Origin of the sequence: Mycolicibacterium sp. ND9-15, assembly GCF_035918395.1 — a bacterium.
GTDB lineage: Bacteria > Actinomycetota > Actinomycetes > Mycobacteriales > Mycobacteriaceae > Mycobacterium.
The window spans coordinates 2,850,678-2,864,605 of sequence record NZ_CP142362.1; the positions used below are offsets into that span (position 1 = coordinate 2,850,678).

Sequence of the window (13,928 nt, forward strand, 5' to 3'; positions counted from 1 at the left end):
GTCCAAATGCCTGGACCGTGCGTTGCGACTCAGATGAAGGGGGCGATCTCGACGCCCTCGGCGAGCAGCCGTTCGCGCACCACCGTCGCAATCTGTACGGCGCCCGGCGAATCCCCGTGCACGCAAATCGAATCGACCGTGATCGGGATCGTCGAGCCGTCGACCGCATCGACGCGTCCGGACAACACCATCGACGCGATGCGGTCGGCGATGACGTCCGTGTCGTGCAGGACCGCACCGCGGTGGCGGCGGTCCACCAGCTGGCCGTCCGCTCGGTACGCCCGGTCGGCGAACGCCTCGGGCACCGTGCGCAACCCGAGTTGCTCGGCCTCGCGGAAGAACGCCGATCCCGCCAGCCCGAGCACCGGGAGGCCGGGATCGGTGGCGTGCACCGCTTCGGCGACCGCCCGTGCCTGGTCGGTGTTGGTCACGATCGCGAAGTAAAGCGCCCCATGGGGTTTGACGTATCGCACGATGGTGCCGGCGGTGTGTGCGATGGCCTGCAGCGCGCCGATCTGGTAGATCACGTCGGCCTTGAGGTCCTCGGGGGTGGCGTCGAGGAACCGCCGGCCGAACCCGGGCAGATCGCGGTAACTCACCTGCGCGCCGACGCGCACATCGCGTTCGGCCGCCGCGCGGCACGTCCGCAGCAGCAGGGCGGGATCACCGGCGTGGAAACCGCAGGCGACGTTGGCGCTGGTGACGATGTCTAGCATGGCTTCGTCGTCGCCGAGGCGCCACACGCCGAAACCCTCGCCGAGGTCGGCGTTCATATCGACCGTGCTCACGTCGGGAGCCCAGCGTCCGTCGACGACGGCCAACGGTTCTCCGCGACGAACTCGGTCAGTGGGCGTCCGAGCGCCCATTCGTCGATCTCCAACTGAGGGCGTTCGGGAAACTCCGGTACCGGTCCCAGGCACAGGATCGCAACTGGCTCAGCGCCATCCGGCATGTACAGCAATTCTGCGAGTGCTGCCGGTTCGAAAATCGAGACCCACCCCATGCCCAGGCCCTCGGCCCGGGCGGCCAGCCACAGGTTCTGGATCGCGCATGAGACCGACGCCAGGTCCATCTGCGGCAGCGTGCGGCGCCCGAACACATGGCGTTGTCTACCGTCGCCGAGTGCGACGACGAAGAGTTCGGCACACTGCAGAATGCCTTCCACCTTGAGCGCCAGAAACTCTGCACCGCGTGCGCCCAGCGCCTCGGCGGTGCGCAATCGCTCCTCGTCGACGAGGTCGTGGATGCCTCGCCGTAACCGGTCGTCGGTGATCCGGATGAATCGCCAGGGCTGCATGAGGCCCACGCTGGGCGCGGCGTGCGCGGCCTGCAGCAACCGGGCCAGCACATCGTCGGGCACCGCGGCCTCGGCCACGAACCGGCGCATGTCGCGGCGTTCGGCGATCACCCGGTAGACCGCCCGGCGTTCCCCGACGTCGAACGCATGCTGGCTCACGCGGTCAGCTTAAGCGTCGGCGACGATCACACGGGGCGGGCTCCGCGGTCCGAAAAGGCGCACCCTATTGGAAACGGTTATCGTTATCGGCGTGATGAGTCTCCGGATCGCGCGCGGCATCGCCGCCGGTGCGCTGCTCGCCGCGCCATGGGGCCCCGCGGCATGCGCCGGCGGGGACGATCGGGCCCCGGAGACGGGCGTCGCTCAGTGTCCGGCCCGGCCGGTCGACGTGGTCGTCAGTGTCGACCAATGGGGCGACCTCGTCTCCAGACTCGGGGGCGCCTGCGCGAATGTCACCACGGTGCTGGCCGGTTCGTCGGCCAATCCCCACGACTTCGAACCCTCGCCCGCGGATGCGGCGAAGTTCGAGGGTGCCCAACTCGTGGTTCTCAACGGCGGCCACTACGACGAATGGGCGGCCAAACTCGCCGCCAGTACGGCACCGAATGTGCCGATCGTTGACGCGGTCGTCGTCAGCGGCGGCGAAGTGAATCCGCATGCCTGGTACAACCCCCGGTCGGTAACGGCTGTCGTCGACGCGGTCAGTGCTCGACTACGCCAACTCGCGCCGGATGCGGCGGGTTATTTCGACGAACGTCGCGTCGCGCTCGGCGAGGCCCTCAAGCCGTACGATGAGCTCATCGACTCCATCAAGGCCAGTGTCACCGGCAAAGCCTATGCCGCGACCGAGACCTCGTTCGACGACATGGGCGCGGCACTCGGCTTGACCAACCGCACCCCCCGTGGTTATCAGGTGGCGTCGGCCAGCGACTCCGAGCCCTCGCCCGCCGATTTCGATGCATTCCTGCGTCTGCTCGGTGACCGCGGCGTCGACGTGCTGATCTACAACGTGCAGACCGAAGGTGCTGTCCCACAACAGCTTCGAGCCACCGCCGAGCAGGCGGGGGTTCCGGTGGTCGAGATCACGGAGACCGTCCCGCCGGATGCCGACTCATTCGAGAGTTGGCAGGTGAACCAGTTGACCGCACTCGGCGAGGCGCTCGGTGTCGCAACCTGATGCGGAAACCGCTGCCGCGGCGCTCGCGCTCGAAGACGTCAGCGCCGCGCGCGGCGGGCGGCTGATCTGGTCGGAGGCGACGTTCGAGGTGCCCGCGGGCGGCATCGTCGCCGTCATCGGATCGAACGGAACGGGCAAGACGACGCTGCTGCAGATCGTGCTCGGCCTGGTGCCGCCGGCGTCGGGACACGTCCGAGTCTTCGGCCAGCCGCCCGGCACGCTCAACAAGACGATCGGCTATGTCCCCCAGTACTACGCGTCGGCGTCCGGTGAGGCGATCCGCGCCCGCGATGCCGTGATGCTCGGCCTGATCGGGCACCGATGGGGTATCGGCTGGCCGAGCCGCGAGGACAACCGTCGCGTGGACGAGGTGCTGGCCGCCGTCGACGCCACGGCGGTCGGACGCAAGCGGTTGTCCCAACTCTCCGGCGGCCAACGGCAGAGGGTCGCACTGGCCGAGGCGCTCGTCTCCAAGCCCCGGATGCTGATCCTGGACGAACCGCTGGCCGGGCTGGACCTGCGCAGCCAACGCGAGATCGTCGGCGTGCTCGAGCGGATCAACAAGGAGTTCGGCGTGACGATCCTCGTCGTCGCCCATGACCTCAACCCGCTGCTGGGCGTCCTGGACAGCGCGATCTATCTGCTCGACGGACACGCGCACTTCGACACCCTCGGCGGTGTCGTCGACGAGACGCTGCTGAGCCATCTCTACGGCACCCGGGTGGAAGTCGTGCACACGCCGCAGGGCGAGCTGTACGTGCGGGGTACGTGATGAATACGACCATCGTCGCGCTTGGCTACCAAGAGAATTGGTGGCACATCGTGACCTCGGCGTTCATGCGCAACGCGTTGATCGGCGGCACGATCGTCGCACTCGCGGCCGGTCTCATCGGTTACTTCGTCGTCGTGCGCAACACGGCTTTCGCCGCCCATGCGCTCGCCCACATCGGGCTGCCCGGCGCGACGGGCGCGGTCTTGGTGGGCGTCCCGGTCACGCTGGGGCTCGGCGTGTTCTGCATCGGCGGCGCATTGGTGATCGGTGCGCTGGGCCGTCGAGCGGCCGACCGCGAAGTGGCGACCGGCACCGTGCTGGCGATGGCGACCGGCCTCGGGTTGTTCTTCAACTCGCTGGCGACCAAGAGCACGAGCACGATGACCAACGTGCTGTTCGGCAATCTGTTGGCTGTCTCCAAGCAGCAGATCACGACGTTCGCGGTGCTGCTGGTTGTGCTGGCGCTGTGCGTCACGATGATCTACCGGCCGCTGCTGTTCACGTCGGTCAACGCTCAGGTGGCCGACGCGAGAGGAGTGCCGGTGCGGGCCTTGTCGGTGACGTTCATGGCACTTCTCGGTCTCGCGGTGACGATGGCGGTGCAGGCGGTCGGCACGCTTCTGCTGTTCGCGCTCGTGGTCACACCCGCCGCCGCGGCGATCATGCTGACACCGCGACCGGGCAGCGCGATCGCGCTGTCCACCGGGTTCAGCCTGGTCTCGGTGTGGGCGGGGCTTACCCTTTCGGCGATGTTCAACGCGCCGCCCAGCTTCGTGATCGTCACCATCGCATGCAGCGTCTGGGCGGTGGTGTGGGCAGCGCAGCGGGGTCTTCGGCAAACCGCCGATCGAGTGCTGATCACTTAACCGGAGGGCCGGTTCGGCTACGCTCAGGGAGCATGCCGAGGAGTCCCACGCCCAGACGGCGGGCCACCCTGGCTTCTCTGGCGGCGGAGCTGAAGGTTTCGCGCACGACGATCTCCAACGCCTACAACCGGCCGGACCAGTTGTCGGCGGAACTTCGTGAGCGGGTGCTGGCCACGGCGAAGCGACTCGGATACGCCGGCCCGGACCCGGTGGCGCGCTCGCTGCGCACCCGCAAGGCCGGTGCGATCGGCCTGATGATCACCGAACCGCTCAACTACTCGTTCAGCGATCCGGCCGCGCTCGATTTCGTTGCCGGGTTGGCGGAGTCGTGTGAAGAGGCGGGGCAGGGACTGCTTTTGGTCGCGATCGGTCCCAACCGCAGTGTCAGCGACGGTGCCGCCGCGATACTGGCGGCGGGGGTGGACGGTTTCGCGGTCTACTCCGCCTCCGACGACGACCCGTATCTCGCGTTCGTCCAGCAGCGGCATCTCCCGATGGTGGTGGTCGACCAGCCCAAGGATCTGCCGGGAGCCTCCCGAGTCTGCATCGATGATCGTGCGGCGATGCGCAGCCTCGCCGAACATGTTGTGCAGCTTGGCCATCGGGAGATCGGCCTGCTGACCATGAAGCTCGGCCGCGACAAGCCGCACGGCGCAGAGGGGCCGACCATCGCCGAGCCCGACCGCTTGCAGACACCGCACTTCCACGTACAGCGGGAGCGTATCGCCGGAGTGCGGGATGCGTTGAGCGCGGCCGGACTCGACCCGGAATCGCTGACCGTGGTGGAAAGCTATGAGCACTCGGCTGTTTCGGGTGGAGCGGCCGCCGAAGTCGCGCTCGACGCCAACCCGCGGCTGACGGCGCTGATGTGCACCGCGGACGTACTGGCGCTGTCGGCGATGGATTACTTACGGGCGCGGGGAATATACGTTCCCGGGCAGATGACGGTCACCGGTTTCGACGGAGTGCCCGAGGCGCTGCAGCGTGGCCTTGCCACCGTCATCCAGCCCAGCATCGAAAAGGGCCGTCGTACAGGACGACTGCTACATCACCCGCCACGATCGGGATTGCCGGTGGTCGAGGTGCTCGAGACCGAAGTGGTCCGCGGCCGCACCGCGGGCCCGCCCGCCTAGATCTTGGGGTGCGCTCCGTCGCCGATCAGCAACCGCACCGCGAGGTCCAGTCGCTTGGAGACGTCGGTCGCCGAGGCGCGCCGCGTCAACCAGGCGAGCAGGTTCGACAGCCAGACGTCGGAGATGACCCGGGCGATGTGGTACTGGTCCTCGGTCGGCTCGCCGTCGCTCATGGCGCGGGCGAACATCGAGTCCATCAGCTTGCCGACGTGGTCGACCTCACCCGCCGCGGACGCGTCGGCGAAGACGAACGCGCGTGTCATGGCCTCGGTCAGCAGCGGATTGCGCTGCATCGCACGGTTGAGCTTGCCCACCATGATGTTCAATCGCTCATAGGGCGTGCCGCCGGACAGCGACGCGCGGTCGGTCTTGGCGTCGATCCGCTCGAACTCGCGGCCCAACGCGGAGACCAGCAGATGAACCTTCGACGGGAAGTACCGATAGAGGGTGCCGACCGCGACGTCGGCCCGTTCGGCCACAGCGCGCATCTGAACGGCTTCGTAGCCGCCCTTGGAGGCGATCGCCAGCGTGGCGTCCAGGATGCGCTTGCGACGTTCGCGTTGAGCTTCGGAGCCGAGCTCGGACTCGGAAAGGACCGCTACGTTCATCACCTGGCGCGGTCGAGACTCCGACCCCGAACCCGGGCTGGCGGGCGCTGGCTGAGATGGGCCAGACATGCGGCGGGCAACTCCTTCACGATGCGGTCTCGCTGGAAACGATACGCATGCCGATCCTCTTCTTCTCACCTCGACGCCCACGGTGGCACCGAGGTGTCCTGCTGTAATGCCGTTCGACTTGACGGTCGATCGCTGGCACTATTAGAACACGTTCTAGTGAGGAGCACCGCCTTCTCACCCGATCGCTAGGAGTGGACGTTGTCGCTCGCATCCCCGGGGACCATCGCCGACGAGCAGTCAGCCGTACGGGAGCTGGTGCGTGACTGGGCGGCAGCCTCCGGCGCCATCGCGGCGGCCAGGGACGTCGAGCAGGGCCAGCCGGACGCCTGGCGGCAGCCCTATGCCGGGATAGCCCAACTGGGCATTTTCGGCGTGGCATTACCCGAGGACCACGGCGGCGCCGACGGCACGGTCGATGACCTGTGCGCGATGGTCGACGAGGCGGCCGCCGCGCTGGTCCCCGGCCCGATCGGGACGACCGCGCTGGCCACGCTGGCGCTCGAGCAACCCGAGGTGCTGCAGGCGCTGGCGTCCGGGGAGCGGGTCGCCGGGGTGGCATTGACGGCAGATGTGCAACTCGTCGACGGCCGCGCCACGGGTACCGCGGAATACGTGCTGGGCGCCGATCCGGCCGGCGTGCTGCTGGTGCCGGCGGGGGAGAAGTTCGTCCTTCTCGACGCCGGTGCCGACGGCGTCTCCGTGGAGTCGCGCAACGCCACCGACTTCTCCCGACCGCTGGCGCGCGTCGTTCTCGACTCGGCACCCGCCGAGGCTGTCGACGTTCCCGCGCAACGAGTGATCGACATCGCGGCGACCGTCATGGCGGCGGAGGCCGCCGGTCTGGCCCGCTGGGCGCTGCACACCGCCACCGAGTACGCCAAGGTGCGCGAGCAGTTCGGCAAGCCGATCGGCAGCTTCCAGGCCATCAAGCACATGTGCGCGGAGATGCTGCTGCGGTCCGAGCAGGCCTCGGTGGCGGCTGCCGACGCGGCGAGGGCCGTGGGCGAGAACGACGCGCAGTTGTCGGTCGCCGCCGCGGTGGCCGCCGCCGTCGGGATCGACGCCGCGGTGGCCAACGCCAAGGACTGCATCCAGGTGCTGGGCGGTATCGGGATCACCTGGGAGCACGACGCGCATCTGTATCTGCGCCGCGCCTACGGCACCGCCCATTTCCTCGGCGGAGCGCAGCGCTGGCTGCGCCGGGTGGCCGGATTGACGCAACGGGGCGCGCGCCGCGAACTGCGCATCGACCTCGAGTCGGTCACCGATCTGCGGCCCGAAATCATCTCGGCCGTCGCCGAAATCGCCGCGCTGCCGGCCGACAGGCAACAGGCCGCACTCGCCGACGCCGGCTTGCAGGCACCGCACTGGCCCAAACCGTACGGTCGCGGCGCCGGGCCCGCCGAACAATTGTTGATCGACCAGGAGCTGGCGGCGGCCGGCGTCGTGCGCCCCGACCTCGTGATCGGATGGTGGGCCGCGCCAACGATTCTCGAGCACGGCACCCAGGAGCAGATCGAGCGGTTCGTACCCGCGACGCTGCGCGGTGAGCTGCTCTGGTGTCAGCTCTTCTCCGAGCCGGGAGCCGGATCGGACCTGGCAGCCTTGCGCACCAGGGCTGTCCGTGTTGACGGCGGTTGGAAGCTGACGGGCCAGAAGGTGTGGACGTCGGCGGCGCACAAGGCCGCGTGGGGGGTATGCCTGGCCCGCACCGATCCGGATGCGCCGAAACACAAGGGCATCACGTACTTCCTGGTCGACATGTCCTCGCCGGGCATCGACATCCGCCCGCTGCGCGAGATCACCGGGGACAACCTGTTCAACGAGGTGTTCTTCGACGAGGTCTTCGTGCCGGACGAGATGGTCGTCGGTCACGTCAACGACGGGTGGCGGCTGGCCCGCACCACGCTCGCGAACGAGCGCGTCGCGATGGCACACGGGACCGCGCTCGGCAATCCGATGGAGGAGTTGCTCGAGCAGATCGCCACGCTCGACTTCGACGTGGCAAGTCAAGACCGGTTGGGCGCGTTGATCGTGGCGGCGCAGGTGGGCTCGCTGCTGGACCGGAAGATCGCCGAACTCGCTCTGGGAGGCCAGGATCCGGGCCCGGCGGCCAGCGTGCGGAAGCTGATCGGCGTGCGCTACCGGCAGGCCCTCGCAGAACTTCGGATGGAGTTGTCCGAAGGAGGCGGCGTGGTGGAGAACTCGACGGTGTTCGACTTTCTCAACACCCGCTGCCTGACCATTGCGGGCGGCACCGAGCAGATCCTGCTGACACTGGCCGGCGAGAGGCTGCTCGGCCTACCCCGCTAGCGTCGTCATTCGCCGAGATCTACGCCAGGGCTGTGGATTTGCCATGATCGCGACACTCGTGCAGCTCTCGCGGCGCTTGGCGTCCCCAGCGGTGCGCTAGCTGAAGGCGGCCTGGGCGCAGGCGTCGGGCGAGGTGACGTTTACGCCCGCGTAGACCACCTGGATGTGCGAGCACACGATCAGCGGAACGTCGGTCCGAGGTGCGCCGGTGCGCTGATCGACCGGCCAAGCGATCCCCCGGAATCCGAACTTCTCCGGCGGGCCGCCGCCGAAGTAGATGGTGGTGAACTCCACGTCGGTCAGCGACTTGAACGAGCGGGTGTTCGGCGCATCGAAGTTGAAGTTGATGTACACGCCGCGATCCATGGTCCGCAGCGCGGTGGTCTGGCGGGCCCACAGGTCGCCGGGGAAGCCCGAAACGTCGGGCCCCCTGCGCAGGTTGGCGTTGGTGTTGAACAGGCACTTGGCCTCGGCCGCGATGCAATTCGCGGTCACGTGCATCTCCAACATGCTGGCGGGGTCGACCGGAATCGACGCGTCGGCGGTGTCGACCGCGGCCGACGCGGTTGCGGGTGCCACGAGCCCCAGCGCCAACCACACCGCCGCAAGCGCCGCAGCGACGCCGGTCAACTGCTTCCTCACGTTGCTCCCTCCCACGTGCGGCGAATGCTAGCCCGCGAGCTATTCGTCGTACGTGACTTCGACCGAATCCGACCGCGGCATCGCCTGGCAGCCCAGGATCAGGCCCTCGTCGAGATCAGACTGTTCCAGCACGTCGTTGACGTCCATTTCGACCTCACCGCTCTTCTTCAGCACCGCGCAGGCTCCGCAATGGCCCTCACGACAGGAGAACGGCGCATCGAGGCCCTTGTCCAGCAGCACGTCGAGCAACTTGGCGTTACGCGGCCACCGCACCTCGTGCGTCTCGCCGTCGAGCGTGACGATCGCCGTGGCCGGGCCTTCGTCACTGTCGTCCTCCTCGATGACCACCGCGGCGAACGGGTCAGAGTCCAGCGACTTGAACACCTCGATGTGCACTCGCTCGGCCGGCACCCCGGCGCCCTTGACCGCCTCCTCCGCCGCGGCCATGAACGGCCCGGGCCCGCAGATGTACGCGTCGTGGCCGGTGTACGGCGCGATCAGGGCGGCAAGCGCCGCCGCGCTCGGCAACCCCTGCACCGTCTCCAGCCAGTGCACGACGACGAGCCGCTCTGGGTACTTCTCGCTCAGTTCCCGCAGTGCGGGGCCGAATATCACCGAGTTCTCGTCGCGGTTGGCGTAAATCAGCACCACCTTGCCGCCGCCCTCGGCCAGCGCCGACTTGCAGATCGACATCATCGGCGTGATCCCCGAGCCGGCGGCCAATAGCAGGAAGTCGGTATCGAGCGTCTTGGGTACGAAGGTGCCTGACGGTGCGAGCACGTGGATCTTCATGCCGGCGTGCGCGTGATCGCACAGCCAGTTGGACGCATAGCCGTCGGCGGTGCGTTTGACGGTGACGGTCAACCGGTCGTCGGTGAACGGGGAACTGCACAAGGAGTAGCAGCGCGCCACCGAACCTGTCCTGTCGCTGGGCACGCGCAGCGTCAGGAACTGTCCGGGCGCGTACCGCAACCGTCCGGCCGGGACCTCTGCACCGGTCGGCACGGTGAACACCAGCGAGCGCGCGTCGTCGGTCTCGGTGACGACGTCGGCAAGTTCCAGCTCGAGCACATGGCTGCCGAGCGGCTCGTCGGTCACGTTCGCGTCCACCTCTCACGTCCGGCATTCCTGCCGATTGGGCCTATAACTAGAACAGGTTACAGAAATGCATGTGTGCAGGTCCAGCCGCCACAGACACGCGCTACTCGACACGAATCGTAACGTGTTCTAATCTGACGACTAAGCGGTTCGCGCTTCGCGTGAGTGCTCATCGCAGTCCGTCCTATCCGGGAGGCACATCAGTGACGTCCATTCAACAGCGTGACGTGCAGTCGGTCCTAGCCGGGACCGATGACCTACTGCCGTTGATCGCCAAACGCGCGCAGGCCACCGAAGACCTGCGCCGGCTCCCCGATGAGACGGTCAACGAGCTGACCGAAATCGGCTTCTTCACGCTACTGCAGCCCGAACAGTGGGGTGGGCTGCAATGCGACCCGACGCTCTTCTACGAAGCCGTGCGCCGTCTCGCCAGTGCCTGCGGATCGACCGGGTGGGTCGCTTCGATCATCGGGGTGCACAACTGGCACCTCGCGCTCTTCGACCAGCAGGCCCAAGAGGACGTCTGGGGCAGCGATCCGGCCGTGCGGATCTCCTCGTCGTACGCGCCGATGGGCGCGGGGACCGTCGTCGACGACGGCTACATCGTCAACGGCTCGTGGAATTGGTCGTCCGGATGTGACCACGCCACTTGGACTTTCGTCGGTGGTCCGGTGATCAAGGACGGCAAGCCGGTGGATTTCGGCAGCTTCCTGATCCCCCGCACCGACTACGAGATCGACGACGTGTGGCATGTGGTCGGGCTCAAGGGCACCGGCAGCAACACGCTCAAGGTCAAAGACGTGTTCGTGCCGCGGCACCGCTTCCTGTCGTACAAGGCGATGAACGACCGCACGGCGGGCGGTCTGCAGAACAACACCGCGCCGGTCTACAAGATGCCCTGGGGCACGATGCATCCCACCACGATCTCGGCTCCGATCGTCGGCATGGCCTACGGCGCCTATGACGCCCACGTCGAGCACCAGGGCAAGCGGGTGCGGGCGGCGTACGCCGGGGAGAAGGCCAAGGACGATCCGTTCGCCAAGATCCGGATCGCGGAGGCCGCCAGCGATATCGACGCGGCCTGGCGTCAGCTGATGGGCAATGTCGGCGACGAGTACGCACTGCTGTCCGCGGGCAAGGAGATTCCGTTCGAGTTGCGCGCCCGCGCCCGCCGCGACCAGGTCCGCGCGACCGGCCGTGCGATCGCCTCGATCGACCGGCTCTTCGAGGCGTCCGGCGCCACCGCGCTGAGCAACGACGCACCGGTGCAACGGTTCTGGCGCGACGCCCACGCCGGTCGGGTGCACGCGGCCAACGACCCGGAACGCGCCTACCTGATCTTCGGTAACAACGAGTTCGGGCTGCCGCCTCAGGACACAATGGTCTAACGGGAACGCCTCATGACGTCCTACATCCAGGAGACCGAGCAGCAGGTCGAGGTCACCTTCGAATCCACCTCGCGGTACGCGCAGGTCCGCGCCGGTGACCGGGACATGCGGTTGCACTACCACGAGGCCGGTGTCGGCCACTCCGAGACGGTGGTGCTCTTGCACGGCGGTGGGCCCGGCGCGTCGAGTTGGTCGAACTTCTCGAAGAACATCGCGGTGCTTGCCCGACACTTCCACGTCATCGCCGTCGACCAGCCCGGCTACGGGCACTCCGACAAGCACACCGAGCACGAGCAGTACAACCGCTACAGCGCCACCGCGCTGCTCGGCCTGTTCGACCACCTCGGCATCGAACGCGCTGCGCTGGTGGGTAATTCGCTTGGCGGCGGAACCGCGGTGCGGTTCGCGCTCGACCATCCCAAGCGGGCCGGTCGCCTGGTGCTGATGGGTCCGGGCGGATTGTCGGTCAACCTGTTCGCCCCGGACCCCACCGAGGGTGTCAAGCTGCTGGGCAAGTTCACCGCCGAGCCGACGCGCGAGAACATGGAGAAGTTCCTGCGCATCATGGTCCACGACCAGAACCTGATCACCCCCGAGTTGATCGACGAGCGCTTCGCGATCGCCAGCCGGCCCGAGTCGCTGGCGGCAGCCAAGGCAATGGGAAAGTCGTTCGCGGGCGCGGATTTCGAGCTCGGCATGATGTGGCGCGAGGTGTACAAGCTGCGCCAACCGGTGCTACTGATCTGGGGTCGCGAGGACCGCGTCAACCCGCTCGACGGCGCGCTGGTCGCGCTCAAGCAGATCGCCCGGGTGCAGTTGCACGTCTTCGGCCAGTGCGGACACTGGGCACAGCTGGAGAAGTTCGACGAGTTCAACAAGCTGACCATTGATTTTCTGACAGACGTTCCTAGGAATGGCTCACGATGACCATCAAATCGCTTGGCTACCTTCGGATCGAAGCCACCGACGTCGCGGCCTGGCGCGAGTACGGCCTCAAGGTACTCGGGATGGTCGAGGGCTCCGGCCAGACAGAGGGAGCGCTCTATCTGCGGATGGACGAGTTCCCGGCTCGCCTGGTCGTGGTGCCCGGTGAGCACGACCGGCTGCTGGTATCGGGCTGGGAGACCGCCAACGCCGCGGAGCTCCAAGACATCCGCAACCGACTCGACGTCGAAGGCGTGCCGTACAAGGAGGCCTCGGCCGCCGAGCTCACCGAACGTCGGGTCGACGAGATGATCGTCTTCGACGACCCGTCCGGCAACACGCTGGAGGTTTTCCACGGCGTCGCCCTCGAGCACCGCCGCGTCGTCAGCCCGTACGGTCACAAGTTCGTCACCGAGCAGCAGGGCCTCGGCCACGTCGTCTTGACCACCCGCGACGACGCCGAGACGTTGCACTTCTACCGCGACGTGCTCGGCTTCTATCTGCGCGACTCGATGCGACTGCCGCCCCAACTGGTCGGCAGGCCGGCCGACGGTGCGCCCGCGTGGCTGCGCTTCCTCGGAGTGAACCCGCGCCATCACAGCCTCGCGTTCATGCCGGGTGAGACGCCGAGCGGCATCGTGCACCTGATGGTCGAGGTCGAAAGCGCCGACGACGTCGGGCTCTGCCTCGACCGCGCGTTGCGTCGCAAGGTGCCGATGTCGGCGACGCTGGGCCGCCACGTCAACGACAAGATGCTGTCGTTCTACATGAAGACGCCGGGCGGCTTCGACGTCGAGTTCGGGTGCGAGGGTTTACAAGTCGAGGACGACGACTGGGTCGCCCGAGAAAGCACCGCGGTCAGCCTGTGGGGTCACGACTTCAGCGTCGGCTTCAAGTAACGGTGATGAGCGCCTGCGCGAAGAACAATCGATGATGACGGGCGAACCGATCGACTCGCGCACGTTCCGTAGTGTGCTCGGGCAGTTCTGCACGGGCATCACGGTGATCACCACGATGCACGACGGTGGGCCGGTCGGGTTCGCCTGCCAGTCCTTCGCCGCGTTGTCCCTGGATCCGCCGCTGGTGCTGTTCTGCCCCACCAAAGTGTCGCGGTCGTGGCAGGCGATCGAGGCCAGCGGTCGTTTCTGTGTGAACGTGCTACACGAGAACCAGAAGGAGGTCTCGGCGCGCTTCGGGTCGAAGGAACCCGACAAGTTCGCCGAAATCGACTGGTATCAGTCGGAACTCGGGTCGCCGGTCATCGAAGGCACGCTGGCGCATATCGATTGTTCGGTGCACTCGGTGCACGACGGTGGAGACCACTACGTCGTGTTCGGCGCGGTGCATTCGCTGTCGGACGTGCCGCACAAGAAGCCACGGCCGCTGTTGTTCTATCGAGGGCAGTACACCGGCATCGAGCCGGACAAGAACACGCCCGCCCAATGGCGCGATGACCTCGAGGCCTTCCTCACCGCTACCACCGACGACACCTGGCTGTAGTCCTTCCTGCGCGAGCGTGCGCGTTTGCACATGACACGCCGCGCAGTTTCGGCATTTTCGGCACGCTCGCCGCAGCTCACCGTGCGCAACCGCCGTCTACAACCGCTTGTCGATGAACTTTACGATTGCCGCGGCGCGATC

The 13,928-nt window shown here is 67.3% G+C and carries 14 protein-coding genes; 9 read left to right on the plus strand and 5 right to left on the minus strand.

What is annotated here, in order from left to right; all coding sequences use genetic code 11:
• Nucleotides 1–29: 29 nt before the first annotated feature.
• Complete coding sequence (locus QGN32_RS13935) at nucleotides 30–788, minus strand: LamB/YcsF family protein (protein WP_326544967.1); 759 nt, start codon at nucleotides 786–788, stop codon at nucleotides 30–32.
• Entirely contained in the window at nucleotides 785–1,456 is a 672-nt protein-coding gene (gene bluB, locus QGN32_RS13940) for a 5,6-dimethylbenzimidazole synthase (protein ID WP_326544968.1), read from the minus strand. Before bluB ends, QGN32_RS13935 begins: the two co-directional genes overlap by 4 nt.
• Nucleotides 1,457–1,550: 94 nt before the next feature.
• Between bluB and QGN32_RS13945 the strand changes: the two genes are divergently transcribed.
• From QGN32_RS13945 to QGN32_RS13960, 4 genes are read left to right on the plus strand one after another with little or no spacing between them, the layout of a single operon-like run.
• Nucleotides 1,551–2,474: a metal ABC transporter solute-binding protein, Zn/Mn family gene (locus QGN32_RS13945; RefSeq protein WP_326549068.1), complete on the plus strand. Its 924-nt coding sequence runs from the start codon at nucleotides 1,551–1,553 to the stop codon at nucleotides 2,472–2,474.
• Nucleotides 2,461–3,246, plus strand: a complete 786-nt coding sequence (locus QGN32_RS13950; RefSeq protein WP_326544969.1) for a metal ABC transporter ATP-binding protein — start codon at nucleotides 2,461–2,463, stop codon at nucleotides 3,244–3,246. The genes QGN32_RS13945 and QGN32_RS13950 overlap by 14 nt, the downstream gene beginning before the upstream one ends.
• A complete protein-coding gene (locus QGN32_RS13955; protein ID WP_326544970.1) occupies nucleotides 3,246–4,112 on the plus strand; it encodes a metal ABC transporter permease in 867 nt (288 codons plus the stop codon). The genes QGN32_RS13950 and QGN32_RS13955 overlap by 1 nt, the downstream gene beginning before the upstream one ends.
• A gap of 32 nt (nucleotides 4,113–4,144) precedes the next feature.
• Nucleotides 4,145–5,245, plus strand: a complete 1,101-nt coding sequence (locus QGN32_RS13960; RefSeq protein ID WP_326544971.1) for an Rv3575c family transcriptional regulator — start codon at nucleotides 4,145–4,147, stop codon at nucleotides 5,243–5,245.
• Here QGN32_RS13960 and kstR read toward each other — a convergent pair.
• On the minus strand, nucleotides 5,242–5,922 hold the full coding sequence (gene kstR / locus QGN32_RS13965; RefSeq protein ID WP_326544972.1) for a cholesterol catabolism transcriptional regulator KstR: 681 nt from the start codon (nucleotides 5,920–5,922) through the stop codon (nucleotides 5,242–5,244). The two genes, QGN32_RS13960 and kstR, sit on opposite strands and share 4 nt — an antisense overlap.
• Nucleotides 5,923–6,120: 198 nt before the next feature.
• On the opposite strand from kstR, the gene QGN32_RS13970 reads away from it, so the two are divergent.
• A complete protein-coding gene (locus QGN32_RS13970; protein ID WP_326544973.1) occupies nucleotides 6,121–8,235 on the plus strand; it encodes an acyl-CoA dehydrogenase family protein in 2,115 nt (704 codons plus the stop codon).
• 96 nt (nucleotides 8,236–8,331) lie between these two features.
• Here the strand turns inward: QGN32_RS13970 and QGN32_RS13975 are convergent, their stop codons facing one another.
• Together QGN32_RS13975 and QGN32_RS13980 are read right to left on the minus strand one after the other, a co-directional pair.
• A complete protein-coding gene (locus QGN32_RS13975; RefSeq protein ID WP_326544974.1) occupies nucleotides 8,332–8,877 on the minus strand; it encodes a hypothetical protein in 546 nt (181 codons plus the stop codon).
• Nucleotides 8,878–8,916: 39 nt separating this feature from the next.
• A complete protein-coding gene (locus QGN32_RS13980; RefSeq protein ID WP_326544975.1) occupies nucleotides 8,917–9,975 on the minus strand; it encodes a 2Fe-2S iron-sulfur cluster-binding protein in 1,059 nt (352 codons plus the stop codon).
• Nucleotides 9,976–10,178: 203 nt separating this feature from the next.
• Here QGN32_RS13980 and hsaA point away from each other — a divergent pair, with 203 nt between their 5' ends.
• The 4 genes from hsaA to hsaB are packed head-to-tail and all read left to right on the plus strand — an operon-like array spanning nucleotide 10,179 to nucleotide 13,787.
• Nucleotides 10,179–11,363: a 3-hydroxy-9,10-secoandrosta-1,3,5(10)-triene-9,17-dione monooxygenase oxygenase subunit gene (hsaA, locus tag QGN32_RS13985; RefSeq protein ID WP_326544976.1), complete on the plus strand. Its 1,185-nt coding sequence runs from the start codon at nucleotides 10,179–10,181 to the stop codon at nucleotides 11,361–11,363.
• A gap of 12 nt (nucleotides 11,364–11,375) precedes the next feature.
• Entirely contained in the window at nucleotides 11,376–12,290 is a 915-nt protein-coding gene (hsaD, locus tag QGN32_RS13990; protein WP_326544977.1) for a 4,5:9,10-diseco-3-hydroxy-5,9,17-trioxoandrosta-1(10),2-diene-4-oate hydrolase, read from the plus strand.
• Complete coding sequence (hsaC, locus tag QGN32_RS13995; protein WP_326544978.1) at nucleotides 12,287–13,186, plus strand: iron-dependent extradiol dioxygenase HsaC; 900 nt, start codon at nucleotides 12,287–12,289, stop codon at nucleotides 13,184–13,186. Before hsaD ends, hsaC begins: the two co-directional genes overlap by 4 nt.
• Before the next feature lie 34 nt (nucleotides 13,187–13,220).
• Nucleotides 13,221–13,787, plus strand: coding sequence for a 3-hydroxy-9,10-secoandrosta-1,3,5(10)-triene-9,17-dione monooxygenase reductase subunit (gene hsaB / locus QGN32_RS14000; protein ID WP_326544979.1), 567 nt, complete (start codon nucleotides 13,221–13,223; stop codon nucleotides 13,785–13,787).
• Nucleotides 13,788–13,928 lie beyond the last annotated feature (141 nt).

Excerpts from the sequence above, each read along its gene's own strand:
- QGN32_RS13945 (WP_326549068.1), top strand. The coding sequence starts at position 1,551 with ATGAGTCTCCGGATCGCGCGCGGCATCGCCGCCGGTGCGCTGCTCGCC.
- QGN32_RS13955 (WP_326544970.1), top strand. The coding sequence starts at position 3,246 with ATGAATACGACCATCGTCGCGCTTGGCTACCAAGAGAATTGGTGGCAC.
- QGN32_RS13960 (WP_326544971.1), top strand. The coding sequence starts at position 4,145 with ATGCCGAGGAGTCCCACGCCCAGACGGCGGGCCACCCTGGCTTCTCTG.
- kstR (WP_326544972.1), bottom strand. The coding sequence starts at position 5,922 with ATGTCTGGCCCATCTCAGCCAGCGCCCGCCAGCCCGGGTTCGGGGTCG.
- hsaD (WP_326544977.1), top strand. The coding sequence starts at position 11,376 with ATGACGTCCTACATCCAGGAGACCGAGCAGCAGGTCGAGGTCACCTTC.
- hsaC (WP_326544978.1), top strand. The coding sequence starts at position 12,287 with ATGACCATCAAATCGCTTGGCTACCTTCGGATCGAAGCCACCGACGTC.
- hsaB (WP_326544979.1), top strand. The coding sequence starts at position 13,221 with ATGACGGGCGAACCGATCGACTCGCGCACGTTCCGTAGTGTGCTCGGG.